The organism is Dyella sp. SYSU CM1112, from assembly GCF_058216415.1.
Genome location: NZ_JBZEGI010000007.1, coordinates 35812 through 60683, shown reverse-complemented (window position 1 = coordinate 60683; position 24872 = coordinate 35812). Strand labels below are relative to the sequence as shown.

Here is a 24872-nt window from a genome sequence, read left to right as displayed (position 1 = left end):
CGCATGACACGTCCTGTCCTTCCGGGATTTCGACTCAGTACCGGCTATACCTTGGCCGTGCTGGCCAGTTGCGTGTTGCTGCCTTTGGCGGCGCTGATATGGACGGCCTGCGATCTGGGGCCACACGGTTGGTGGGCGCAGATCGGGTCGCGCAGGGTGCTGGCATCGCTGCGATTGAGCTTTGGCGCGGCGTTAGTGGCGGCGACGATCGATGCGGTGCTTGGCTTGTTGGTGGCGTGGGTGCTGGTGCGTTACCGCTTTCCGTTCCGTCGCCTGTGCGACGCATGGGTCGATCTTCCGTTTGCCTTGCCGACAGCGGTCGCGGGTATCGCACTGACTGCGTTGTATGCGCCGAACGGCTGGATTGGCAGCCGCCTGGCATCGTGGAATATCGAGGTGGCCTATACGCGCCTGGGTGTGTTGCTGGCGATGGTGTTCGTAGGTTTTCCCTTCGTGGTGCGAACCTTGCAACCGGTGCTGGAAAGTCTGGAGAGCGATCTGGAAGAAGCGGCGTACACGCTTGGCGCATCGTCGGTGCAACGCTTCTTTCGCGTGCTGCTGCCGTTGCTGCTGCCGACCTTGCTGACCGGTTACGCCTTGGCGTTGGCGCGTGCGATCGGCGAGTACGGTTCGGTCGTGTTCATTTCCGGCAATCGTCTGTTCCGCACGGAAATTGCTCCCTATTTGATCGTGCAGAAGATCGACTCGCAGTATGACTACCGCGGCGCGGCGGCGCTGGGCGCCGTCATGCTGGCGGCTTCATTGCTGTTGCTGGTGGCGATGGCGTGCTTGCAACGATGGACGCGTCGCTGGGCGGTGGTGCGCTGATGGCCGCCATCTCCGCCGTGATGTCCATCGGCAGGCCGTCGCGCTCGACGCCTTGGGTGCGAGGTGGGCTTATCGCGGCGGCCGTGTTGGTACTGGTCTGGTTGTTGGTGTTTCCGTTACTGGCGATTTTTACCGAGGCGTTTCGCCAGGGCACGGAGTTTTTCTGGAATGCGATCCGTCAGCCGGACACTCTCGCCGCCGTGCGTCTGACCTTCACCGTCGCGGCCATCGCGGTGCCTTTGAACGTGGTGTTCGGGCTGGCTGCCGCCTGGTCGATGACGCATTTTGATTTCCGCGGCAAGGCCTGGTTGGCTGCACTGATCGACCTGCCTTTCTCGGTGTCGCCGGTGGTGGCCGGCATGATGTTGATCCTGGTGTACGGCAAATACGGCTGGCTGGGCGGATGGCTGGAAGCGCATGGCTTGCAGGTGATCTTCGCTTTGCCAGGTTTGGTATTGGCGACCGTATTCGTCACGCTGCCTTTTGTGGCGAGAGAGCTGATGCCCTTGATGCAAGCGCAAGGCTCCGAGCAAGAAGAAGCAGCGTTGACCCTGGGTGCCGGCGGTTGGCAGATTTTCTTTCGGGTGACGCTGCCGCGCGTGCGCTGGGCCCTGCTTTATGGCGTTCTGCTCTGCAACGCCAGGGCGATGGGCGAATTCGGCGCCGTTTACATCGTCTCAGGCCATCTGCGTGGCATCACCAACACACTTCCGCTGCAAGTGGATCAGCTTTACCAAGAAAATTTTTCGGCTGCCTTTGCAGTCGCTTCACTACTCGCCCTGCTTACTGTCTTCACGCTTGGGCTCAAACGTTTGCTGGAATGGCGGCATGGCGGCGAGTTACATGCGGATCGCTGAGAGCACCTGACACGATGGCTATCGAGATATCTCATTTGCGTCGACAGTTCGGCTCGTTCACCGCCCTGAACGACGTCAGCCTGACGATTGCCGATGGCGAATTCGTCGCCGTGCTGGGCCCTTCGGGTTCGGGCAAGACCAGTCTGTTGCGCATCCTGGCGGGATTGGATCATCCGGATGCCGGCTGGGTGCAGCGCGACGGGCAGGATTTGCTGGCGCTGGATGCGCGGCGGCGCGGCGTGGGGCTGGTGTTTCAACACTATGCGTTGTTTCCGCACATGACCGTGGCGCAGAACGTCGCGTTCGGCTTGCGGGTGCGCCCCTGGCGTCTGCGACCGCGCGCCTCGGCGATCAAGGCGAGCGTGCACTCGCTGCTGCAACGAGTGGAACTGGAAGGGTTGGCCGATCGGTATCCCGCCCAGCTTTCCGGCGGGCAGCGTCAGCGGGTGGCCTTGGCGCGGGCGTTGGCGATCGAGCCCCGGCTGCTGTTGCTGGATGAACCCTTCGGTGCGCTGGATGCGCAGGTACGGATCACTCTGCGTCGCTGGCTGCGCGAGTTCCATCGTTCGCTCGGCATCACCACCTTGTTCGTGACACATGATCAGGACGAAGCCCTGGAGATGGCCGATCGCGTGGTCGTGATGAATCGCGGACATATTGAGCAGATCGGCACGCCGGAGCAGATTCATCGCGAGCCGGCTTCGCCGTTTGCTTCGCGTTTTATCGCCCGCGGCCAGAGCTTGCCTGGTGAAATCGAGAATGGTCAGTTGCGTGTGCTTGGCGATACATGGCCGCTCAGCGGCTTCGGGGTACACGACGACCTTACGATCCACGTACGCCCTGAAGATGTGCTTCCTTCGCCGCGTCCGGGCGAAGGGCTGAAGGCGAAACTTTTGAACATCCGTCATGTGGCCGGCACTGTACGCATCGGCCTGTATCTGGAAGACCACGACCTATCGCTGGAAGCGGAATGGAGCGAGCACGATTGGCATCGCCATGCGAGCGAGATCGGTGACACGGTGGCCATCCAGTTTCGGGCACTGGCTGTATTCGGCATGGACAAGGAAGGGCACGTGCGGCAGCGAGCCAATCTCCAGCCGCCTCATGCCAGCTTTCCGGTAGCGGTGGGACCGTGGAAGCGGGTCGAGGCGTAGGATTGTCGCAGCTAGGTCGACCTTGATGCCGGCGCAAATAGTAACGCCTGCTCTTGTCGGATATATCCGCCCTGGTGGTACCTGAGAACTTCCGCGATATCCGAAGTCCCACATTGGGACTTTTCCCCAACGATAGTGGGACTTTTCTAATTCCCATTGAACGGATGTAGTGAGACATTCGCGCGCTCGCAGGCCGAAATCGCGCCGAGTGGAGCTAAGTGAATGTCTGAAGATGTACAGAAGCGTGCCGTCAAGACCAATCATCTATTGGTAACGATGGGGTCATTGACAGAGCAAGGGGGCCAAGTCATCGCAGCAAACAGTGTAACGATCGACGGCGTGCCACTAGCTGTCGTAGGGGGCGCGATGTCCTGCGAGGACGGTAATACGGCAATTATCGTAGACGGCACAGGCTTCGGCGCGACCCTTTACGAGACGCCATTCGCGCTGGTTGATAGTCGGCTCGACAACGGCGCCGGCATCATCAATACACTGCAAACCAAAAACTGCAGGCTGGTGGACTATCACGGCAAACCCATCGAGAGACTTCTTGATCCGGCTTACGTGCCGCGAGCGCGGGAGCAGGTCACATGAGACGGTACAACATCTTGGATGGTGATACGACTACTGCGCGTGGGGGCGGAGCCGTGAGAAGTTCCACAACCCATTCCACAAATAATGGTCGCGCGCTGGCCTTGATCGGCGACGACGTCATCTGCCGAGAGTGTGGAACAGTAGGGAAGATATGCCCGAACGGACCACGGCTCAGAGAAAGCGTGCATGGGCGTGATGTTGCATTGGATGGCGATCTTTGTCTTTGCGATTGCAGGCCGTCACCGCGACTTATTAACTCACGCACAGACATGTATCAGACCATCGAGACGGATGAGGTGATACGTCAGGGCTATGGGTCGTGGGTAGGAGCTGCTTCGCTGTATGACGACCAGTTTCAGGTGCTTGATCAACTGGGCCGTCCAGTCTGCAATAAAGCGTACCGAATCGTTTCATCCTCGGGTTCGGTAACGACAGGGGTTACGGACGCTCAGGGTAAGACATCTCGTGTTGTAACGAATGGTGCGGAAAACCTGCATCTCTATATATAAAAGATTCATATGACTGATACACGCGTGGGAACAGCGAGAACGAATACGACACCTGGTTCTGTGACAAGGGTGATAGTAAATGTGCCTAAAAAGGAGAAAAGTGGTTTGCAATGGGTGGGTCGTTTTCTACCGAGCACATCAACTGCTGATTTAATTCAGCCATTTCGCACCGATGTTGATGATTTCATCGCTGCTCTAAGAGCAGGTGGGGCAAGAGTAATAATTTCGACCACATATCGACCGCCAGAGCGTGTCTATCTTATGCATTGGTCATACAAGATCGCACATGGTACCGATCCGTCATCTGTGCCAGCGATGGATGGGGTGGATATTGATTGGGAGCATCTGGATGCTGGGGCCACCCCAATCATAAAGAGGCTGTAGCCGCTGCGCAGGAGATGGTGAGGGGGTACCAAATTGTCTATCCCCCAGCGTTGAAGACTACTCGGTACTCTCTGAGGAGGGCCATCGATATGACCATTACAGGGTATGAGGAAAAGACATTTGTAAATGCGAAGAGGGAGAGTGTGAAGATATCAAATATGAATGACTTGTATAAGCTCGGAAGTTCTTATGGTGTTCATAAATTAATGAGCGACCCTCCACATTGGTCGGATGATGGGAAATGACAATTACAAAAATATTTTTATTAGGCTTTCTGTTGCTCCCATTTCCCGTTGCAGGCTTGGCTCAAAAATCCACACCAAAAGTAGGTCTGATAAAAAAAGATAATGCAGGAAAGTGGGTTATGTATTCAGACATAAGTAATATCCCAAGCACTCAAAAGATATTTATCCTTGGTATTCATGGAGACGTAGCAGTCAGATGCTGTGCAAGCATTAATGCCCATCCTTCCGACTTGGGTGATGGAGCGTCTATTTTTATTAATGTAAATTCAGATAAAAATCATCATCTTTTTACCTATGCATTGAATATTCCAAAAGATTTGCTTCTTGATAGCGGCTCCGCATCACTTGCAGTGTGGAATGTTGGCTCTGTAAAGAAGGCTGGAAAGGGCTATCTTTTGTTGTCAAAAAGCATCTACCGGGTTGATTCATGCCTTTCATTTGAGGGTGTTAATTTCTATATACGTGATGAGCAATCAAATAAAGAGGTGGCACATTATTATTGGAGTCTTGGTTATGATGTTGAAGGCTCGGATTGTCGTGGACTGCCGTAATTTGTGGGCTAAACAAGGGTGCAGAAGAGTCCCGCGTTGGACTGTTGATGTCTTACTACCCGTTTGAGGATCAGTGCTTTGCCCTTGTCTCATTTCCAGAACAACTACGGCTCGGATTTACACATACAGAGGTCCCGTTTCAATTTTCGGTCCAGGATAAGAACTGAATAATTCATGGCCACTCATCCTTACCAATTTTCGTCATAGGGCATAGGGTACGTCTTTGAAAAAGAATCATCCTCCGCAGTGCACGTGCAATCACAAGTTTGTGACCACGCCGAACCTGTATGTTTCTGTGCGTTACACGCCACAACCCGGGCAACCGGATGCGGTTCGCATATCATGTGAAAGTACGGAGAATGGTGATGCCATTTCTACGTTTCTTTCACCCCTTGATGCAATGATCGATGCCGTTTATTGCACCAAGCCTGGGGAAACGTTTCACGTCATTCCCGCCTCTCGGTTCGACCCTGGCGAGTTCATCCGTAATTGCGGCGGCATGTTGAGAATCGTCGTGCATCTCGGTTGGGCGGCCCACGACCGAAAGTTAGTGCTACGGCATCGTGGTACGCCCGCCTCGGCGGCCGAAGAGGCAAGTTTTCCCGTCAACAACACCAGCCGCGTGGAAATCACCGTGCCACAAGATATCCTCGCCGCGATCGATCGCCTTCACGAGCACGCTGGTCTGTTCGACTATCGCGAGCCCCACGGGCAAATCATGCATTGGGATGAACAGCGGCGACATCAGGCGGTTGCGAAAGCGATCCACTCGATTCCCGATACGGTGCCTTCGGGAAGCGAATGTACGCAAATAGCCCTGTACGATCCCGAAGGTGAGCAGTGGCATTTTGTGCCGATAGCATTGTTGGACGACGAAGAATAAACCTATCGATTGGCTGAAGTCGCCCCATATAACCGACAGGGACGTGCCGGTTCCTGTCGTCGGCGATGTCTTCGTGGCAAAGCGTCACTTTTTGCTCCTGAATCAAGACAGCGCCTGCTGCGATGGGGGCGGCCATCTTCCCGATGCGGATCAAAAGCGAAGCTGCGGTCATAATGGGACTATGTCCGCGACCGTTCTTCCCAGTGAATCCCCCGCCCTGCAAGCGCTGATCGACGACCGCTATGCCCAGCTGGTCGCACGTTGCCGTGCTGCAGGCGTGCCTTTGCATGACGATGCCGGCGTAGCCGAGCGCATACGGCGCACCTTGCTGGCCAGCGATTTCGCGTTTGAGACCTGGCGCAATCAGCCACAGCTGTTGTCGCCGCAGGGCTTGGAGCGTCTGCGTTCGGGCAGCGATGCGTCATCGCGCATCGAGGCGCTCCGCTTGGATACGGATGAAGCGGCCTGCATGCAGGCTTTGCGCCGCTTCCGCCATGCCGAAGCCTTGCGGCTGGTATTCCGTGACGTCAATGGGCTGGACGCCTTGCCGGAAATATTATCCGCCACCAGCATTTTGTACGAAGCCCTGCTGGGCAGCGCACTGGAGTGGTCCGAACGCAGCCTTGCCGAGCGTTATGGTCGCGCGCGTGGCGAGGACGGCGATGTGCAGCGGCTGGTGGTGATCGGCTTCGGCAAGCTGGGTGGCAGCGAACTCAATTTTTCGTCCGACATCGATCTCGTGTTGGCTTATCCGCAAGGCGGTGAAAGCGACGGCACGCGTTCCCTGGACAACAGTGAGTATTTCATCCGGCTGGGAAGACAGCTGGTCCGCTTGCTTCATGAACCGACGATCGACGGTATCTGCGCGCGTGTCGACCTGCGCTTGCGTCCGTTTGGCAATGCCGGGCGGCTGGCTTTGCCGTTCAGTGCGATGGAGCAGTACTACCAGCGGGAAGGCCGCGATTGGGAACGCTATGCGTGGATCAAGGCGCGGACGGTGGCCGGCGATCGGCACGAGGGCAAGCTGTTGCAGGAAATGTTGCGGCCCTTCGTCTATCGCAAGTATCTCGATTACACCGCCTTCGCTGGTTTGCGCGAGATGAAGGCCTTGATCGATGCCGAAGTGGCGCGCAAGGATCTGGCGGACAACCTGAAGCTGGGGCCGGGTGGCATTCGCGAGATCGAATTCATCGTGCAACTGGTGCAGTTGATTCGCGGAGGGCGCGAACCGAGTCTGCGCGTGCGTGGCCTGTTGCCGGCGCTGACGGCGTGCGAAGCGCGCGGACATATCCCCGCCGTGCGCGCGCGTGCCTTGCGCGAAGCGTATGTGTTTCTGCGTCGGCTGGAGAACCGCGTGCAGATGTTGCGCGATGCGCAGACACATGACCTTCCCGATGACGACCTGACACGCGAGCGGCTGGCGTTGGCGTTGGATTATCCGGGATGGGAATCGTTGGCTGAGGAGTTGGCAAAACACCGAGAGATCGTTGCCACCGAATTCGCCGCCGTGCTGGTGCCGGAAGGCGGTGCGAGGGCGAGCGTGCCTGCGGCCGAGGCCCTGTTGTGGCAACAGGCGTGCGCTGAAACGCTGCAAGCGGATGTGTTGGAAGCATCAGGCTTCGTGCCGGGTGCGGAAGCGGTCGAAGCCTTGCTCAAGCTGCCGCAGGCGGCCGCGCTGCGTGCCATGTCGGCACGCGCGCGCGAACAGCTCGATCATCTCATGCCGCAATTGCTGGGGGCCGCCCGCGAAACCTCGGCGCCGGTCGCTTGTTTATTGCGCCTGTGCCGGCTAGTGCAGACGGTGGCGCGCAGGCCCTCCTATCTGTCCTTGCTGGAAGAGCAACCGGCGGCGCGCAAACGCCTGGCGCAGCTGTTCGCGGAAAGTGCCTTCCTCGCCGAGCGCGTGATTGCGCAGCCTATATTGCTCGATGACGTGCTCGATCCGCGTATCGAGCAGTTGCCGCTCAAACGCATAGATATCAGTGCGGAAATTACGCGCGTGCTCACCACCTTGGATGAGCGCGAAGCGGAGGCGGAGCTGGAACGCATCAACGAGTTCAAGGCGAGTATCGCGTTCCGGCTCGGTCTTGCCTTCAACGATGGGCGCGCCGATGCGGTGGCTACGGCCCGTCGCCTGGCAGCGCTCGCCGAATCGGTGGTCAATGCCGTAGCAGCTTTGGCAGAGCGTGAAGTGATCGCCCAGCATGGACGTCTTCCCGGCGAAGGTTCGGGTTTTTCGATACTGGGCTATGGCAGCCTGGGTGGAGAGGAACTTGGGTTTGCGTCGGACCTGGATCTGGTGTTTGTCTTCGACGGTCAGCGTGCACAGGCGATGAGCGATGGCGCGCGTCCCGTGGACGGCTCGCGTTGGTATCAACGCCTGACGCAGCGCGTGATGAACTGGCTTACCGTGCTGACGCGTGCAGGGCGTCTGTATGAAGTGGACACGCGACTGCGGCCGGATGGTTCGAAGGGATTGCTGGTAGGCAGCCTGGAAGCGTTCGTCGCGTACCAGGAAAGTCGCGCGTGGACATGGGAGCATCAAGCATTGTTGCGCGCTCGTCCGGTAGCGGGCGATCTCTCATTGAATGCAGAACTGGCCGAGGTACGGCGTCGTACGCTTGCCGTGCCGCGCGATCGGCAGGCGGTATTCGCGGAAGTCAGCAAGATGCGTCGACGCTGGCGTGCGGAACGCGATCGTTCGAATGCTGCGCAGCTTGATCTCAAGCAAGGACATGGCGCTCTGCTGGATATCGAATTCACCTTGCAAGGCTTGGTACTGGCGAACGCCGCCACGTTCCCGCGCCTGCTGTCGACGACCGCCAATGCGGGAATGATCGACGTGTGCCGTGAGGCGGGCTTGCTCGACGCCGCACAGGCTGATTGCTTCAGCCGCGCGCATGCCGAATGGTTGCGGCGTGCATTGTTCTGCACCCTGGATTTGCGCTCACGCATCGCCGCGCGCGATGCGGCCTTGGAGAGGCTATGCAGTGAGGTTGGCGCGGTAACCCGCGCGCTGGGGTTCGATTTCTGACACCGTGTCTTTTCATGGCATAGCAAAGCGTTTCGCCGCGCGCTCCCCGAAGGGACCCTGTTCACGGATACTCGCCCCACGGCGAGCCTCGGTCCGGCATGACTGGTTTTCTTCTTTCACTGGGCAGGGTGGTCATTCGATCAGGTCTATCGATCATCCGCAGGACGGCACGCGCTTCGTGCCTGGATACCTGGGTCATCGCCACATCGCCTTCATACAATTGCGCCCGCTCGCGCAGCCCTTGCTCGCTCAGGCCAAAGGCGCCAATGCTGACCATCAGGCGCTCATCGGCTTCCTCACCCAGGATGAAGGGCAGGCCCGTGCTTTCGACCACCATCTCGATGTGATAGCCATTGCCCTGTTTGTGTATGCCAAGCGCCAGCGAGATGCGATTGCTGGGCGCGCGCTCCAGCACATGCAGCACCATCTCGCAGCCCAACCGATGAATCGTGATGCACATGTCGGTGGAAAGCTGCAGCAAGTGGGCGTTGCGCGGCATCGCCAGCACGTCGCAGCCGATACCCTCGCTGCGCAAGGCGGAAATAATCAGGCCATCGCGGTCGCCGAAGTCCCACCAGTCATGCGGCGACAGGCCCATCAGGATACGCGAGCATTCCTGATGCAAGATGTCCAGCCGGTGATAATGTTCAACAAGTGCCTTGGCTGGCATATGCGTGCGTGCGCTGTGCATCAGGCGGGTCGTTTCCCTGCGTGCATCGTCCAGCGCGTCGCTCAAATGACAGGCGCTTTTCAGGCGCACGCGCTCTGTCATCAGGTAGCCGCGTCGGGTTTGTTGGACAAATTCATCACGCACAAGCTCAATAGCTTTCGATGATTGGGCTGCGAACAAAAAGAGTGTTGTCATAAACAAGACCATAAAGCCCTGTGCAAGTAGCGTCACGGTATCGTTGTACACGGGCATGATGCTTACCAACGCGATATTCGCCGCCGCACCCATCAGAGCGATGCCGGGCCAGCCATACGATGCGGCAACCGGAATCAGGGTGGCAAGAATGCCAAAAGTGACCAACTGCCGCTCCATATCGTCACTGTGAAGAGCGAGTAGCACCATCAAGCCATCGACAATCAAAAGTACAGAGGGGACCAAGTACCGCCGCCTTTTTATGAAATTGATCCATTCACGCTTAGCCAGCGCTCGGTCGCCCATTGCGCATTTGATGACTTGCGCCGCCCACAAGGCGAGCGGCGTGAACGACAGCATGGCTAGGTAATAGCCGGCGAAAGCCTGGCCAGCAAGTTCGATAAATGAAAGTGGCCGCTCACCGGCAGGTAGGTGCGCCTCGAGGCGGTAGTCCAGCCAGGCCGTCAGGGTGGTGATCACTGCCGCCGCAAACATGCATGCCAGCAGATACGTCATCTTTTGCGCGATGCGGCTTTGAATATCCGGAACGCGCAGGCGAGTCAGCGCAACCACCGGCATGACCTGCAGCATCGGCGGGACACTGGCAGCCCAGACCCATGGCCATCCAAATGCGTCCAGGCACAGATAATTGGCGTAGCCAAGCGGAATCGCCTCGCCCATTACCAGCGCCGGCCAGTAACGCATCGGTATCAGTAGCAAGCAACTCATGCGCAGGGCGGCTACGAGAACCCAATTAAAACTACTGATGCTTCGCATGGAGGCATCCCTAATAAACACATAGGCCACGCCATACAACAATGCGATAAGCAAACAACGCCCCAAATAAAACGTCCGTTGGTACATGACCCATTCCATAGCAGCGCGAACAGTGGGGTGAAGCTACCGCGATATGAATACCCACGTATCGCCATCGATGCCCTTCGCGATGCAATTGAGATTTTTCGCGGTGATTCCTCTGCTTGCTTCCGCAGGGTAAAGGCTATGCTCAGATTCCCTTTGCATAGCTGTCCAGGTGGAACCCATGAACCTGTCCGCACGTTTCTTTTCACGGTGTTTTGCCGCCTGTGTCTTGCTGGTGCCAGGCATGTCGGGTGTGGCGCGTGCGGCTTCGTCTTTCAATGATCTAGGCGAAGCATTTCCGCATGCCGTTGACCGGAGTGCCAACGCGCTATGACGTGTTTATGTCTTCCAGCGCGATGGTGTGCGCTACGTGCAAATCAACGACAGCCAGGGCGTGGTTTGCGCCGCCTTCGCCACCGCAAACGGCGTAGTCATGGTTTTGCCGATGGGCATCGATGCGAACCGCATCGTCGTGCCACCGGCCACGTCCAAGACGTCGCACGCGTTCGAAAACGGAATATCCACATGCGCCGCAGCATGCAGCGACAACCGGATCGTGGCCCGCGTCGGTGCTGTGGCGGCAAGCCCGGTGGATTCAAGCATGCAGGATGCGGGTACTGCGATCTATCAGGATGCCACCCTGCAGATCCGTGTCACCGAAGACGCCCAAGGCCGGCAAATCTGGAACGTGCTCGCACGGCCCTTCGACCATGGTGAAGCGATGTGCAAGTCATACTGCAGTGTGAATCACTACCGTGCGGGGCTTTCATCGCAGCCGCCTTCATCGCCGTAAGCGTACCCATGCTTCATTAGCGCTTGCATGAGATGCAAGCCAGATCACCGGCCGCCGTACGGCAGCCGGCCATGGCCTTACTGTCGATGAAAACGCCTCTTCTCAAAACCTTCTTCATGCCGCTCCTGCTGCTCGCCGTGCTTGCCGGCTGCGGCCAACCTGCGCCATCGGCACCGAGCACAACGGATGCGTCCAAAAAGCTGCATTTCGATGTGCCGCTGCAGGTGGTTTACCGCCTTGACGATCATCGCTTTGTTTCGCTGGAGGACTACGACGAGTGCCTGGGGAGCGTTTACTACAACGACACTCAACGGCACATTCATCGCTTCATCTTCGAAGGTGACCCTACGGATTACCGTGGCCGCCTGATCATCGACGATCCCACCGGCATGAACATCGCTGTCGCATTAATGGATCGCAACGGCTGCGGCGACCGTGGCTGCGACGTGCCGCTGGCCTATTCCACCGATGCCGGACGCTCCTTCCAGTGGTTGACCTACATGGAGCATAGCTACGACACCGTCGAGGATTCGCAGGAATGACATCGCGCAAGGGCTCAAGCTGATGCTTGCCAGGCACACATAAGCGCGCTAAGCGCCTGCATTGGGTTGCCGCACTCCATTGATGCTTGACATAAACCGTTCGTGCGTTGACTTGTTTGGCCGTCTGTTTGGAGCGAAGCGGAAGGATTGAACGGCACAAAAAGTCGTTGCGAGGTCCGGCAAGCCAAGCGCACGTCTACGTGGCAAGCATCCGTTCGCGCAACATTGCCGCGATGGTTTCTGTTTCCCGCAGCGGCGGTTGTTGTGCTGGCGCCTGGTCGTTCATGTCGTGCAGCAGTCGCGCTTCACGCAAGCGGTGATGAAAACGCGCGAGCTTGGGCGGCAGGTTTGCCGTTATGAAGGTGTGCACCGGACAGCCGACGGCGCAGGCTTCGCTGAGCATGTTCACCGAGTCGGGCGTGACTACCAATCGATCGGCCCAGCCCAGCACGCCGGGATAGGGATTGCTGCCGTCATCGGGGCCATGCCAGAACAAGCCGGGTATGCCGGCGGTGGCGTTGTGCATCGCTTCTGCTAGCGATGACGGCGTGCGGCGGGAGGCCAGCACCAGCAGGCTGCCGCCCTCGATGCGACGGCGAGCCAGTAACGCGTCGGCGAGGCGTTTTGCGTACGCGGCATCGATGCGCAGTCCCTTGCGTGGGCCTCCCAGCAGCACGCCCACGCGTGGACGTGGCAGATAGCCGATCTCCGGGCTGGCTTCGCGACCATCTTCCAACCACGCGTCATCGATGGGATTGAGAGAGCCCAGCGGGGTCAATACGTTGTCGCCGCTCAGCCCATCATGCCGCGGCGCAATGACCGTATCCCAGTGGGATGGATCGATACGCGGGGCGAGAATTTGCACGGAGTAACAGCGACCATCGGTCAGTGGCCGCAACAAACGTGTCAGCAGGGCGGCGCTGCGACCGCAGCCGATGGCGATCTTCGGCCATGGCGGCGTGAATACCTGCCGCTGGGAAGGGGGGAGGGCGAGCCGTCCACCCAGTGTCATGCGCGGTGACAGCCAGGACCAGGGCGCGCGTGGCGAAAGAACGAGATGACGCACCGGCATGTCCATCCGTTCGGCCAAGGCCAGCGCCTGGCGCTGGTTGCCGGCGGCTTGGTCGGTGATGGCCCAGCATTCGTCCTGCGGCAGGTTCATGTGATGGAGGGTGCGCTCGGAAGGATTGTTGCCGGATCGTGCACAGTATGTTCGCCTTGGTCGCCTCTAAGGGGGCCGCCTTGCACTTACACTCTCGGCTGGTAGCGTCGTCTTTTTTGTCATGCAGAGGATAACCATGAGCGAGAAACTTGCCGAGGCAGCACTGGATCAGCTGTTTCGTTCCGCACGTACCTACAATGCGTTCCTACCCAAAGAGGTTACTGACGCGCAGTTGCACGCTTTGTACGAACTTGCGAAGTTCGGACCGACCAGCGCCAACTCGTCCCCGATGCGGCTGGTGTTCGTGAAATCCGCAGCCGCCAAGGAAAAACTCAAACCGTTCCTTTCCGAGGGCAATCGCGCCAAGACGCTGGCTGCCCCTGTTACGGCCATCGTGGCCAATGATCATGCCTTTTACGAACGGCTGCCTCAGTTGTTTCCACATGCCGATGCGCGCAGCTGGTTCGTGGGCAACCAGGCGTTGATCGATATCACGGCATTTCGCAATGGCAGCTTGCAAGGGGCTTACGTGATCATGGCCGCACGCGCCGTGGGACTGGATTGTGGCCCGATGTCCGGCTTCGATAACGCAGGCGTGGATCAGGCGTTCTTTGCCGGCACGCAGATCAAGTCGAACTTCCTGATCAACATCGGCTATGGCGATGCCAGTCGAGATCTCTTCCCGCGCAGTCCGCGGCTCTCGTTCGAGGAGGCATGCCGCGTGGAATAAGCCGATGCGGGCTTCCCGTATGGCAGGACCCCGGATCCGGAGAGAGCGAAGCGTTCAACCCGGAGACCGGCCGAAAGGCACTTACCCATTCCTTTGATAAAGGCAGGAGACTTTTCATGCGTACATTCCGTTACGTCATACTCGCCGGGCTGCTCAGCGCAGCGTTGTCGGCCCAGGCCGCGCCGGTGACTTATAAGCTCGACCCCGCGCACACCATGGTGTTGTTTAGCTGGAGCCATTTCGGGTTCTCCAATCCGACGGCAGATATCGGCATTTCTGACGGCACGCTGGTGTTTGATGAGCAGCACCCGTCCAAATCCTCGGTGGAAGTGACGATGCCGCTGAGCGCGTTGGATACCCATGTCACGGCGCTGGACAAGCACTTGAAGGAGCCGGATTTCTTCGATGCCGATAAATATCCGACGATCACCTTCAAGAGCACTAGCGTGCAGCCGTTGGGCGGCAAGCGTTACAAGGTCATCGGCAACCTGACCGTACACGGTGTGACCAAGCCGGTGGTATTGACCGCCACGCTCAACGGCATGGGCAAGCACCCGATGACCGGCCAGCAGGCGATCGGCTTCAATGCGACGGGTACGCTGGATCGCTCGGCCTTCGGCCTTGGCGCATACGTGCCGAAGGTGAGCGACGCCATCAAGCTGGATATCACCACCGAGGGTTCGGTGCCGAAAGCCGGTCAGTAAGCGTCGAGAAAGAGCCGGCACATGAGCAGTGAACAGGAGGCGCAATGGGCCTTCCTGTTCACTTTCTCATGGGCATGACGGCTGTGTGAGAGAGGGCGTATTTTCCAGGGCAACCCTTGCTAAGATAGCCGGTCCCATCGTTTCGTCCCCGGAGCACCATCCCATGTCGGGTTCCTCTGCCGCTGTCACGCCCATCCTGGCGAATGCCGAAAATCGTTACGAAGTGACGCGTTCGGACCTGCCGCTTTCCTGCCCGATGCCCGGCATGGCGTTGTGGAACTCCCATCCGAAGGTCTATCTGCCCATCGTTGAGGACGGCGGCGAATCCGTATGTCCTTACTGCGGCGCGCATTACATCCTGCGAGACTGAATTCGCCGTCATCACAGCGCTTAGCCCGCACCATGCGGCACGATTGGTGCTTGGTTTTTACGGATGAGAGTCGCGAATGAGGGAGTTATGTCCGTTGCCGCCACGCCGGCCAGAGTGCTGACGGTTGTCCAGCTTATCCCCGCGCTGCGTGCGGGCGGTGCGGAGCGTTCAGTGCTGGAAGTGGGGCAGGCGTTGGTACAGGCCGGTCATCATTCAGTGGTGATATCGGCGGGCGGTCGCATGGTCGATCAGCTGGTGGCCGAAGGCAGCGAACACATCGCTCTCGACATCGGACGCAAATCGCTGCTGACACTGGGGCGCATCGGCCGATTGCGACGGATCCTGCGGGAACTCCGGCCGGATGTGGTCCATGTCCGCTCCAGGCTGCCGGCATGGATGACCTGGTGGGCCCTCAAGGGGCTATCGCCGAGGCCGCATTTCATCACTACGGTGCATGGCCTGAATTCACCGGGTCCCTATAGTTCGATCATGCTGCGCGGCGAGCGGGTGGTGGTGGTTTCGCAGACCGTGCGCGACTACCTCATCAGTCACTATCACAAGTTGGACACGACGCGGATCCGCATCATTCCCCGCGGTATCGATCCGGCTGCCTTCCCTTATGGCCACCGGCCGGACGAAGTCTGGCAGAGGGCGTTTTTCAACGAGTATCCGAACCTGGCCGGTGCGCCGCTGCTGACGTTGCCGGCCCGCGGCACTCGCCTCAAGGGGCATCACGATGCCATCGAGCTGGTGGCGGAACTCAAGCAGCGGGGCATCGAAACGCGCCTGCTGCTGTTGGGCGTCATTGAGCCTGGCCGCGAGGCCTACGTACGCGAGCTGCAGGAGCTTATTGCCGGGCGAGGGGTGGCCCAGCAGGTGGTGATGACGGCGCCGCGCGAGGACGTGCGCGATATCTTTGCCATGTCTGCGCTGATCCTGCAGTTGTCCAACAAGCCGGAAGCATTCGGGCGTACCGTCGTGGAAGCGCTGTCGCTCTGTCGGCCAGTGCTGGGATACGCCCATGGCGGTGTCGGTGAGCTGCTGGCCGAGCTGTATCCGGCGGGCCGCGTACCGCCCGGGGATCGCGAACGCCTGGTGGAACGCGCTGCCGAGCTGCTACGTGTCGCACCACCCATTCCGCCGCTGCAGCGCTATCGACTGATCGATATGCAGCGCGCCGCACTGGCGCTGTATGAGGAAGTTGCCGCTTAGAGCCGGGATTGCGGTGGCTCGCTACAATTCCGGGATCGTCATTCCGGATCCGGCATGAACCGTTCGTTCAAAAGCCTGTTGCGCTCGCCGCTATTGCCGCTCTGGTTGCTCGTCGCTCTGCTGCCGTTCGGACGCAGCGCCGAACTGGGCACGTTTGCATGTGCGATCGCGCTGGCCGTGGCTTGGTGGCGCACCGGTCCGGATGTACTGAGATCCCCGGGAAGCGGATGGCTGCTTGCACTCTTGGCGTGTTACATCGGCGCCGCGCTGGTGTCGGCGTTTACTGCCATCGCACCTGCAAAGAGCTGGGAAACCGTGCTGGCTTTCTTGCGCTACATCCCACTAGGGCTTTACGCCTGCTTGGTGCTTCGGGGCGAGCAGCGCGTGCACGGATTCTATGCGGCTGTCGCGTGGGTGATTGCCTTCTGGGTGCTGGATGCGTGGATGCAGATGCTTACGGGCTGGAGCTTGCGTGGGCATGCCGAGCCCGAGCGTATTTCCGGCTTGTTCGGTGCAGACGATCCCAAGCTGGGGCCGACCTTGGCGGTACTCTCGCCGCTTGCACTGTGGTCGGCGCGCCATCAATGGGGGCGGCTTGGCTTAGTGGTGACGTTTGCCCTGATACTCGGGCCAGTGATGCTGAGCGGTTCGCGGGCGGCCTGGATCTGTTTTGGCCTGGTAGCTCTGTTTTTTATCTGGCGCGAGGCGGGTTCGCGTTTGCGGTTTCTGGCGATCTGCCTTGGCGTTGCCGTTGTGCTCGGTGTGGCCGGCGGCACTGCCTGGAAGGTTTCGACGCGTTTCGACGCGCGCGTGCAACGCACGCTTATGGCATTGCGCGGTAATGAACAGGCGATCAACGATGCCATGACGGGACGTCTCGATATCTGGCGCGTCAGCTTGCGCATGCTCGACGCTCACCCACTTACCGGAGTAGGCGTGCGTGGTTTTCGCTATGCCTATCCGCTTTACGCACCGGCGAATGACCATTTTCTGATCGGCGAAAATTGCGGTGAGGGAGCCGGTGCGTGCCATGCCCATCAGTTGTTGCTGGAAATCCTGACCGAGACCGGCGCCGTCGGATTGGTGTTATGGCTCGTCGGCGTAGGAATCGCATGGCGTGCCTGGCGGTATGCCGGCAAGCGCGGCAAAGCGTTGGCGTTTCCGGTGACGGTGTCATTGGTCGCCATGTTGTTTCCGATCAACTCTCACCTGGCTTTTTATTCGGCATGGTGGGGGTTGCTATTTGCCTGGTTGCTGAGCTTGTGGTGCGCGACGCTGTTTGCGCCAACGGAGGAGCAAGACGATGGCGCGTGAGCCGCTCTCAGTCGTGGTGATTACTTATAACAACGCCGATACGTTGGATGCCTGTTTGCGCGAAGTGGACTGGGCGGATGAAATTGTCGTGCTCGATTCCGGTTCGACCGATGAAACCGTGGCGATTGCACATAAGCACGGCGCGCGCGTCGAAGTGCATCCGTTCGACGACTATGGTCCGCAAAAGCAACGTGCGTACGATCTGGCGAGCCATGACTGGATTTTGAACCTCGACGCGGACGAGATGCTATCGCCCGGTACGCGCTTGATCATCGAGCGTGCGCTGGAAGATCCCAGGCATGCGGGCTTCAGGCTTCCTCGTCGCGAGCGCATGTTCTGGACGGTGCAGCATCGCTGGAGTCACCGTAACGGTCACCTGCGTCTGTTCAATCGCCGCCACGGCGGCATGAATGATGTGGAAGTGCACGCGGCGGTGGAAGTGCGGGGGCCGGTCAAGACGCTGTGGGGTGCCGACTTCGTCAACAATGGCGATGGTGACGTGGCTTCGCGCGTGGAAAAGATCAATCGCTACAGCAGCGGCATGGTGGCGCATAAACTGCGTCGCGGACAACGCTTCACCGGTGTGCGTATGGTCATCTATCCGCCACTGTTTTTTCTGCGGCAGTTTGTGCTGAAGCGTTATTTCCTGAGCGGCTGGGCGGGGTTCATTGCCAGCGTGCTGGGCGCTTTTTACGTATTTTTGAAATACGCCAAGTTGCATGAGGCGCGTCGCGATGCGCGTTCTTCGCGTTCCTCCATGCGAAATACCGAACAAGAGGATTCGTAAGCGGCGCGCTGCCGCTTGCATCCATCGAACGAGCGCTAGGGACTTCCGGTATCGCTGAGGATACGCACGAATTCATCCGCAATGACGCGCGTGCTGAAATGACGATCCACGAAATCGCGTGCCGCCACACTCATGGGCTCGCGCACCTCCGGATCGCACATGCGCAGGATGGCATTGCGCCAGGCGGCTGCGTTGCCTGCTGGAAGCAGCAAACCGGTGACGTTGGGTGACAGTGTCTCAGGTACGCCGCCGAGATTGCTGCCAAGCACTGGTGCTCCTGCAGCTTGTGCTTCGATCGAAACGCGCCCGAATGTTTCGGTCGCGATGGACGGAAATGCCAGCATCGAGATTGCGCTGTAGTAAGGATGCGCGTCGTCGATCCAGCCGAGCAGGTGATGACGATGCGCGAAGGAACCGGCTTCAATGCGTTCGCCTAGCTGTTGCACGTCGGGGCCATGGCCTAGCCACAGACAGTGCAGGCGCGGTTCTTGCGCCATCGCGCCCTCGGCCGCCTCGAGCAAGGTAAAGATGCCTTTGCTGTGATGGATGCGGCCAAAGTAGCCGAGCACGATGGCATCCTGCGGCATGCCTAGCTGATGCAGGATGTCGCTGCGACGTTGCGGGTCGGGCCGGCACGAGGCCATGTCCACCGGGTTGTACAGCACGCGCACCAGATTCGGCGGCACCCCGCGATCGAGATAGGCCTGCCGCGCATGGTTGGAGACGGCAAAAAAGCGTTGAGCCAGCCGCGGCACCAGATAGCCGGAGAGGCGCCCCATGGGCGGTGTGCGGTGGCGGAATAGTGCTACCGGCACATCCAGCAGGCGACTGATAAGGATCAGCGGCCAGTATTCCTTGCCGAAATTGCCGACCAGCCAGTCCGGTTGCAGATCGCGTGCAGCCTTGAAGGTGGCGCGATAACCGCGCAGGTCGAACACATTGCGGAACTTCGCGGGATACAGGCGCACTCCCGATTTGGCCAGGCTATTGGCGATCAGGCCGTTCGGGTAGACCACCGCGCTGACGTGATGGCCGGCCTCCACCATGGCTTGCGCAAGCGCTATGAAGTGGGTCGCCGCCCCGGTGTTTTCCGGGTTGGTGCCAACGAAGAGACATTTCATGCGCGGTTACTCGTGGCGTGCCGGTCGGCATGCCGCTTGTTTTCATAATCGGTGAATGCGCGCATGGCGAACTGCGGCAATGCGTGGTGCCGCGCGACTTGCACACGCGGCAGGCGCCAGAGATCCATGCCGGGCATGGCACGGCCGCGCTGTGTGGTGGTGGCGGCGGCATATCCGGCTGCACGCGTTACTGCGGCGACACGGTCATCGGCGTCGCCATAGGGGTAGCAGAACTGGGTGACCGGTGTGCCGAGCAAGTCTTCGAGATCTGCCTTGCTGCCTGTGATCTCGTCTTCCAACTGGGTATCGCTGCACTGGGTCAGGTGTGGATGCGTGCGCGTGTGCGCGCCGACCTCCATGCCACCATCGCACCATGCACGCAATTGGCCTGGGGTCATGAGCGCTTTGCGCACGCCCAGCTTTTCTTCGTCCCAATCGTTGAAGCGACCGATGCTGCCGCTGACGACATAGCAGGTGGCGGTGAAGCCGTAGCGTTGCAGTACGGGCAATGCCGATTCGAGGTTGTCGAGGTAGCCGTCATCCAGGGTGATGATGGCGATACGGCCTTGCTGCTCGCCGCGCAGGTAAGGCATGGCATCAGACATCGACAGGCCTTTGTAGCCCAATCGCTTGAGCAACCACATTTGCCGCGCAAACGTCGCGGGGCTCACATACAGGCTGCGCCAACGCTGCAGGCCACGCGGCGCATGCGCAATGTTGTGATACATGAAGATGGGGCAGGCGCGCGCCTGCCGTTCCCCACGCGTGGTCATGCCGCGCTCCTTGTCAGCCGTGCGTAGAATCTTACGGCAATCGAGGGCGCCGGACGGGTCAGTGGCCGGCTATAGGCACGGGGGCAAGGCATGGGCGGCGGGCACAGGCAGAAGTCAGCCCGCTTATCTATCCGGGAATGCTGTCGTTTGCCTGTCGAGGCTTAATAGATGGGCGGGAAGCCTTCCGGTCGGGTCTTGAAGCGCTTATGCACCCACAGATATTGCTCGGGCGCCTCACGCACCATTTCTTCGATGCACCGGTTGACGTTGGCGGTGTCCACCTCGGCATCCGCACTCGGCAGGTTGTCCAAGGGCGCGCCTAGCCGCAGAACGTAGCCTTGGTCATCGGGCAGGCGGCGGTGGAAGAAGGGAACCACTACGGACCGGGACATGCGTGCCAGGTGATGGGTGCCGGTGATGGTGGCAGCGGTAACGCCGAAGAACGGCACGAAGGCATTGTCCTTGCTGCGCATGTCCTGGTCGGGTGCATACCAGAGTGTGCCGCCGCTGCGCAGGTACTTCACGGTGCCGCGGATGTCGTCCTTGTCGAACATGGCGCGCGCATAGCCGAGGCGTGCGCGCAGCACCGCCCATTCGAAAACGGAGTTGTCCATGCGCCGATACATGCCGGCGATGCGGATGCGCTGGGAAACCAGGCGTGCGCAAAGTTCGAGATGCGAGAAATGTCCGCCGACCAGAAGTACGCCTTGCCCCCGGGCATGCGCCGCTTCCAGATGTTCAAGCCCTTCGAACACGACCGGGATTTTCGCAATAGCGCGGTCGGATCCCATCCAGCCGAGTGCGAATTCGATCAGCATGAGGCCGATGTCGCGCAGGTGCGCGTCTACCAGCGCAGCTTGTGATTTGGCATCAAGCTCGGGGAAGCACAGCGCAATGTTGGTAGCGGCCACTTGGCGTCGCGGAGACGGAAAGCGCTCAATGATGGTGCCCAGGCCGCGGCCTATCGCCATGAGCAGCTTGAACGGCAACATGGCGATGAGCTTCATGATGCCCACGCCGATCCACGCCGGCCAGAGGCGAGGAGCAAGCAGCGAGGGGGTAAAGTCGGGGCGGGGAGTTCCAGGCATCCGCAGCATTGTAACGGCACATGCGGCGCGCTCCTTCTTCGGGAAACGGAGTCAGGCGCAGCGCCCCCGTATACTTTCGCGTTCCGGACAGGAATCCGCCCTTGCGCTATCTCTACACGCTACTGATGTACCTGGCCACGCCGCTGATCGTGATGCGGCTGCTGACGCGCGGGATGCGCTATGGCAACTATCACCGGCGTTGGCCGGAGCGCTTCGGCATTTTCAAGGCGCCGGACCTGCGTGGCAGCATCTGGGTACATGCCGTTTCGGTCGGTGAAGTCAATGCGGCGGAGCCGCTGATCAAGGCACTGCGCGAGGATTATCCGAACGCGCCGCTCGTGGTGACGACGGTGACGCCGACGGGTTCGGCACGCGTGCAACAGCTGTTTGGGGACAGCGTTTTTCACGTCTACCTGCCTTACGACCTGCCCTTTTCGGTGCATCGCTTCCTTACCCAGATCAGGCCTCGCCTGGCCTTGATCGTGGAGACGGAAATCTGGCCCAACCTCTATTTCGGCTGCTATCGGCGTGGCATTCCGTTGATGATCGTTAACGCGCGGCTATCCGGGCGATCGCTTCGTGGTTATGCGCCCATGCGTGCGCTGTTGCGCTCGGCTCTGCGTTGCGTTCGGCAGATCGCCGCCCAGTCGCGTACCGACGCCGCGCGCTATCGATTGCTGGGTGCTGATCCCGCGATCGTCACGGTGAGCGGCAACCTGAAATTCGACATGCCGGTACCCGAGGCCGCGTTGGAAGGTGGTGAGGTTTTTCGTCAACAATGGGGGCACTTACGGCCCGTCTGGATCGCAGCGAGCACCCATGAGGGCGAAGAGCTGGCGGTGCTTGAAGCGCACCTGGAAGTGCTCAAACGTTTGCCTGATGCCTTGCTGCTGATTGCGCCGCGGCATCCTGAGCGTTTCCGGGTGGTGGAGCATTCGGTGCGTAGCCTTGGCTTCAGCACAGCGATGCGCAGCAACGATCGTCTCCCGGGAGAGTCGCACCAGGTTTTTCTGATCGACACGATGGGCGAGCTGATGCCCTTTTTTGCCGCGTCCGACGTGGCCTTCGTAGGGGGGAGTCTGGTACCTATCGGCGGCCATAACGTGCTTGAGCCGGCATCGCTGTCCAAGCCGGTGCTGGTAGGACCACACACGTTCAATTTCGAGGAAATCACGCTGGCGCTGATTCGTGGCGGTGGCGCGAAGCGCGTGTTGCAGAGCGAGGCATTGGGGACTGAGGTGCTTGACTTGCTGCAGAATGAGGCGCGATGCACGCAAATGGGGCGACAGGCTCGCGTGGTTTTCGATAGTGAACGCGGCGCAGTAGGCCGGGTGATGCGATTGATCGACCGCATGCTGCAGGAATGAGCTGCAAAAAAAAGGCCGGAAAAACCGGCCTTTTTTTTTCTAAGCAGCTTTGTAAGCAGCGATGACTTGGCGGCTTACTGCAACAGCGAGTTGGCGTATTGCAGATCTTGATAATCAATGGTGCCGGCCGATTGTTTCAGCAACAGGCGATTGAGCACCAACTGGTGGCGAGCGAGTGAATAAGTACTTTCGGCTTGCGTGAGGTTCTGGATGGCCGTCAGCACATCGAGCATGATCTGCGTGCCGACCTGGAAGCCGGCCTTGGTGGCATCGAGTGCTTTCTGTGCTGCATCCACCGCTGCCTTGCCCGACTCCACTTCGCTGATGCCGGCGAGCACCGAGTTGTAGTAGTTCAGCGTATTTTGCGTAACCTGGCGCCGCGTGGATTCCAGCGAATCCTGCGCTTCGTCGCGCTGGTAAATGGACTGGCGCACTTTCGACTGGATGGCCCCACCCGAAAAGATCGGAACCGACAAGGTGACGCCAATGGTGTTGCCGTAGCGGCCGTTACCGATCACGTTGTAGCTACCGTTCTCCAGCCAGCTGGTGCTTTTGCCGCGCGTAAAACTGGCGGTGATGGTGGGCAAGTGGCCGGCGCGCGCTGCGTTGACGGAATGATCCGCCGCATCCACCGAGTACTGTGCCGAGAGGATGGTCGGGTTGTTCTTGATCGAGCTGTCAACCCATGCTTGCGGACTGGCCGGCGTAGGAGGATCCATGGGCAGCTCGTCGCGCAGGCGCTTGAGTTCGCCAACCGGCTTGCCGGTGATCACGCTCAAGGCTTGCCGGTCATTGGCCAGCGTGTTCTGCGTACTGATCGTGGTGGCTTTGGCGGCCTCGTAGTACGACTTGGCCTGGTACACATTGGTTACCGCAGCGATGCCGACTTTGTATTGCTGCTCGGCCTGGTCGTACGTGACACGGTAGGCCTCTTCGTTGGCCTTGGCGTAGGCGAGCTGGTCTTCATCGCTGAGAACCAGAAAATACGCCTCGGCGACGCGGACAAAAAGGTCTTGTGCTGCGGCTTCGTAGGTTTGCTCCTGCGCGTCGTAGGTGGAATGCGCAGCCTGCAAGTTGGCAATGTCGGCCAGGTTCAGGATGGTCTGATCGACGCTGGCAGAAAGGGATCGAGTGCGGATATGGCTGCTATCGGCAGTGTTACCGAACTCGCTGAGGTTGGAGAGACTGCTCTGCTGCTGCAGACTCATGCCGGCACTGATCTGAGGTAGCAGCAGCGCGCGGGCCTGCGGAATGTTTTCGTGTACCGCCAGGCGTGTCGCATCGGCCTGCGCCAACACGGGGTCGTTCGCACGCGCCTGACGGTATGCATCCAGCAAATCCTCGCCGTGGCTGGGCAGGGAAATTGCCGCCAGGGACAGGGCAAGGGTCAGAAGCTTCAAGCGCATGGTTCGCCTCTTAAGGTTCGGGGATCGGTAGCGGGGTCAAAAAACAAAGCGGCGCGGAGGCTCTGCATGTGCGAGATAGGGAAGATCCGTCTCGAACAGGTTTTCCTCACGGTAACGGCCGTTGCCTTCATGGGTGATCAGTACGACTTGCTGCACCGGTGACTCCCCGCGGATGGCGAACAGTCGGCCATCGGGCTTGAGCCAGCCGAGAAAACGGTCGGGGATACGGTAGACGGCACCTGTGACAACCACGGCGTCGAATGTGCCCTGCGGATGCCATGCATCGACGGCTTCACCGGTCACGAGCTGCGTATTGGTGATGCCGGCAGCTTGCAGTCGCTGACCAGCGGCGGCGGTGAAGTCAGCATGGATATCCACGCTGGTCACATGCGTGGCGAGATGGGCCACGCACGCAGTGAGGAAACCCGAACCGGTGCCGATTTCCAGCACCTTGTCCTCCGGCTTCAACGCCAGCGCCTGCAACACGCGGCCTTCCACCACCGGCTTCATCATCACTTCGCCGTGTCCGATAGGCAGGCATAAATCGGCAAATGCCAATTGGCGATGCGCGGGCGCAACGAAATCCTCGCGGCGGACACGACCAAGCACGTCGAGCACGCGACCATCCAGCACCTCCCAGGGGCGCACCTGGTTCTCAACCATGTTTTGACGCGCCTGATCGAAGTTCATCGCCATTGGAAAACAAGCCTGTGTGGATCGAAAAAGGTCAAAAAGGATAAG

26 protein-coding genes are annotated in these 24872 nt (G+C 59.6%); 19 read left to right on the top strand and 7 right to left on the bottom strand.

The features are described from left to right. The first annotated feature begins 3 nt into the window (after positions 1-3). The 9 genes from cysT to glnE all read left to right on the top strand — a co-directional run bounded on the left by cysT (position 4) and on the right by glnE (position 9039). Positions 4-828, top strand: a complete 825-nt coding sequence (gene cysT / locus AC4HNJ_RS11745; protein ID WP_490479765.1) for a sulfate ABC transporter permease subunit CysT — start codon at positions 4-6, stop codon at positions 826-828. After that, positions 828-1685 (top strand): sulfate ABC transporter permease subunit CysW, encoded by an 858-nt coding sequence (gene cysW / locus AC4HNJ_RS11740; protein ID WP_490479914.1) that lies wholly within the window; start codon positions 828-830, stop codon positions 1683-1685. Before cysT ends, cysW begins: the two co-directional genes overlap by 1 nt. A 14-nt stretch (positions 1686-1699) precedes the next feature. Next, positions 1700-2839, top strand: a complete 1140-nt coding sequence (locus AC4HNJ_RS11735; protein WP_490479764.1) for a sulfate/molybdate ABC transporter ATP-binding protein — start codon at positions 1700-1702, stop codon at positions 2837-2839. Between the two features lie 222 nt (positions 2840-3061). Further along, the gene (locus AC4HNJ_RS11730) at positions 3062-3433 is read left to right on the top strand and encodes a PAAR domain-containing protein (RefSeq protein ID WP_490479763.1); all 372 of its coding nucleotides are present in this window, start codon (positions 3062-3064) and stop codon (positions 3431-3433) included. After that, on the top strand, positions 3430-3942 hold the full coding sequence (locus AC4HNJ_RS11725) for a PAAR domain-containing protein (protein WP_490479762.1): 513 nt from the start codon (positions 3430-3432) through the stop codon (positions 3940-3942). Before AC4HNJ_RS11730 ends, AC4HNJ_RS11725 begins: the two co-directional genes overlap by 4 nt. Positions 3943-3951: 9 nt before the next feature. Further along, the gene (locus AC4HNJ_RS11720; RefSeq protein ID WP_490479761.1) at positions 3952-4326 is read left to right on the top strand and encodes a hypothetical protein; all 375 of its coding nucleotides are present in this window, start codon (positions 3952-3954) and stop codon (positions 4324-4326) included. Between the two features lie 241 nt (positions 4327-4567). Beyond that, positions 4568-5122: a hypothetical protein gene (locus AC4HNJ_RS11715; protein ID WP_490479760.1), complete on the top strand. Its 555-nt coding sequence runs from the start codon at positions 4568-4570 to the stop codon at positions 5120-5122. 499 nt (positions 5123-5621) lie between these two features. Further along, complete coding sequence (locus AC4HNJ_RS11710; protein WP_490479759.1) at positions 5622-6005, top strand: hypothetical protein; 384 nt, start codon at positions 5622-5624, stop codon at positions 6003-6005. Between the two features lie 181 nt (positions 6006-6186). Next, positions 6187-9039: a bifunctional [glutamate--ammonia ligase]-adenylyl-L-tyrosine phosphorylase/[glutamate--ammonia-ligase] adenylyltransferase gene (gene glnE, locus AC4HNJ_RS11705; protein WP_490479758.1), complete on the top strand. Its 2853-nt coding sequence runs from the start codon at positions 6187-6189 to the stop codon at positions 9037-9039. A 61-nt stretch (positions 9040-9100) separates the two neighbouring features. Here glnE and AC4HNJ_RS11700 read toward each other — a convergent pair whose 3' ends face one another. Continuing rightward, positions 9101-10678 carry a hypothetical protein gene (locus AC4HNJ_RS11700; RefSeq protein ID WP_490479757.1) on the bottom strand — a complete coding sequence of 526 codons (1578 nt, stop codon included), beginning with the start codon at positions 10676-10678 and terminating at the stop codon, positions 9101-9103. A gap of 265 nt (positions 10679-10943) precedes the next feature. On the opposite strand from AC4HNJ_RS11700, the gene AC4HNJ_RS11695 reads away from it, so the two are divergent. The 3 genes from AC4HNJ_RS11695 (at position 10944) to AC4HNJ_RS11685 (ending at position 12097) form a co-directional block, all read left to right on the top strand. Continuing rightward, positions 10944-11096 (top strand): hypothetical protein, encoded by a 153-nt coding sequence (locus AC4HNJ_RS11695; RefSeq protein WP_490479756.1) that lies wholly within the window; start codon positions 10944-10946, stop codon positions 11094-11096. Positions 11097-11132: 36 nt separating this feature from the next. Then, positions 11133-11555 carry a hypothetical protein gene (locus tag AC4HNJ_RS11690; protein WP_490479755.1) on the top strand — a complete coding sequence of 141 codons (423 nt, stop codon included), beginning with the start codon at positions 11133-11135 and terminating at the stop codon, positions 11553-11555. A gap of 86 nt (positions 11556-11641) precedes the next feature. Next, a complete protein-coding gene (locus AC4HNJ_RS11685; protein ID WP_490479754.1) occupies positions 11642-12097 on the top strand; it encodes a T6SS immunity protein Tli3 family protein in 456 nt (151 codons plus the stop codon). Between the two features lie 196 nt (positions 12098-12293). Here the strand turns inward: AC4HNJ_RS11685 and AC4HNJ_RS11680 are convergent, their stop codons facing one another. Further along, positions 12294-13259: a mitochondrial fission ELM1 family protein gene (locus AC4HNJ_RS11680; RefSeq protein ID WP_490479753.1), complete on the bottom strand. Its 966-nt coding sequence runs from the start codon at positions 13257-13259 to the stop codon at positions 12294-12296. Between the two features lie 136 nt (positions 13260-13395). Between AC4HNJ_RS11680 and AC4HNJ_RS11675 the strand changes: the two genes are divergently transcribed. The 6 genes from AC4HNJ_RS11675 to AC4HNJ_RS11650 all read left to right on the top strand — a co-directional run bounded on the left by AC4HNJ_RS11675 (position 13396) and on the right by AC4HNJ_RS11650 (position 18376). Further along, entirely contained in the window at positions 13396-13989 is a 594-nt protein-coding gene (locus tag AC4HNJ_RS11675) for a malonic semialdehyde reductase (protein ID WP_490479752.1), read from the top strand. 116 nt (positions 13990-14105) lie between these two features. Continuing rightward, a complete protein-coding gene (locus AC4HNJ_RS11670; protein WP_490479751.1) occupies positions 14106-14693 on the top strand; it encodes a YceI family protein in 588 nt (195 codons plus the stop codon). Positions 14694-14856: 163 nt separating this feature from the next. Continuing rightward, positions 14857-15063: a zinc-finger domain-containing protein gene (locus tag AC4HNJ_RS11665; RefSeq protein WP_490479750.1), complete on the top strand. Its 207-nt coding sequence runs from the start codon at positions 14857-14859 to the stop codon at positions 15061-15063. A gap of 87 nt (positions 15064-15150) precedes the next feature. Next, positions 15151-16275, top strand: a complete 1125-nt coding sequence (locus AC4HNJ_RS11660; RefSeq protein WP_490479749.1) for a glycosyltransferase — start codon at positions 15151-15153, stop codon at positions 16273-16275. Between the two features lie 54 nt (positions 16276-16329). Then, the gene (locus tag AC4HNJ_RS11655) at positions 16330-17589 is read left to right on the top strand and encodes an O-antigen ligase family protein (protein WP_490479748.1); all 1260 of its coding nucleotides are present in this window, start codon (positions 16330-16332) and stop codon (positions 17587-17589) included. Continuing rightward, positions 17579-18376, top strand: a complete 798-nt coding sequence (locus AC4HNJ_RS11650) for a glycosyltransferase family 2 protein (RefSeq protein WP_490479747.1) — start codon at positions 17579-17581, stop codon at positions 18374-18376. Before AC4HNJ_RS11655 ends, AC4HNJ_RS11650 begins: the two co-directional genes overlap by 11 nt. Before the next feature lie 35 nt (positions 18377-18411). On the opposite strand, the gene AC4HNJ_RS11645 is transcribed toward AC4HNJ_RS11650, so the two are convergent. The 3 genes from AC4HNJ_RS11645 to lpxL all read right to left on the bottom strand — a co-directional run bounded on the left by AC4HNJ_RS11645 (position 18412) and on the right by lpxL (position 21367). Beyond that, on the bottom strand, positions 18412-19497 hold the full coding sequence (locus AC4HNJ_RS11645; RefSeq protein WP_490479746.1) for a glycosyltransferase family 4 protein: 1086 nt from the start codon (positions 19495-19497) through the stop codon (positions 18412-18414). Beyond that, a complete protein-coding gene (locus AC4HNJ_RS11640) occupies positions 19494-20270 on the bottom strand; it encodes a polysaccharide deacetylase family protein (RefSeq protein ID WP_490479745.1) in 777 nt (258 codons plus the stop codon). The genes AC4HNJ_RS11645 and AC4HNJ_RS11640 overlap by 4 nt, the downstream gene beginning before the upstream one ends. A gap of 161 nt (positions 20271-20431) precedes the next feature. After that, positions 20432-21367 carry an LpxL/LpxP family Kdo(2)-lipid IV(A) lauroyl/palmitoleoyl acyltransferase gene (lpxL, locus tag AC4HNJ_RS11635; RefSeq protein ID WP_490479744.1) on the bottom strand — a complete coding sequence of 312 codons (936 nt, stop codon included), beginning with the start codon at positions 21365-21367 and terminating at the stop codon, positions 20432-20434. A 92-nt stretch (positions 21368-21459) separates the two neighbouring features. Between lpxL and waaA the strand changes: the two genes are divergently transcribed. Next, on the top strand, positions 21460-22725 hold the full coding sequence (gene waaA / locus AC4HNJ_RS11630; RefSeq protein WP_490479743.1) for a lipid IV(A) 3-deoxy-D-manno-octulosonic acid transferase: 1266 nt from the start codon (positions 21460-21462) through the stop codon (positions 22723-22725). A gap of 74 nt (positions 22726-22799) precedes the next feature. Here the strand turns inward: waaA and AC4HNJ_RS11625 are convergent, their stop codons facing one another. Together AC4HNJ_RS11625 and AC4HNJ_RS11620 are read right to left on the bottom strand one after the other, a co-directional pair. Continuing rightward, a complete protein-coding gene (locus AC4HNJ_RS11625) occupies positions 22800-24131 on the bottom strand; it encodes a TolC family outer membrane protein (RefSeq protein ID WP_490479742.1) in 1332 nt (443 codons plus the stop codon). Positions 24132-24167: 36 nt separating this feature from the next. Continuing rightward, on the bottom strand, positions 24168-24827 hold the full coding sequence (locus AC4HNJ_RS11620) for a protein-L-isoaspartate O-methyltransferase family protein (protein WP_490479741.1): 660 nt from the start codon (positions 24825-24827) through the stop codon (positions 24168-24170). Positions 24828-24872: the final 45 nt, after the last annotated feature.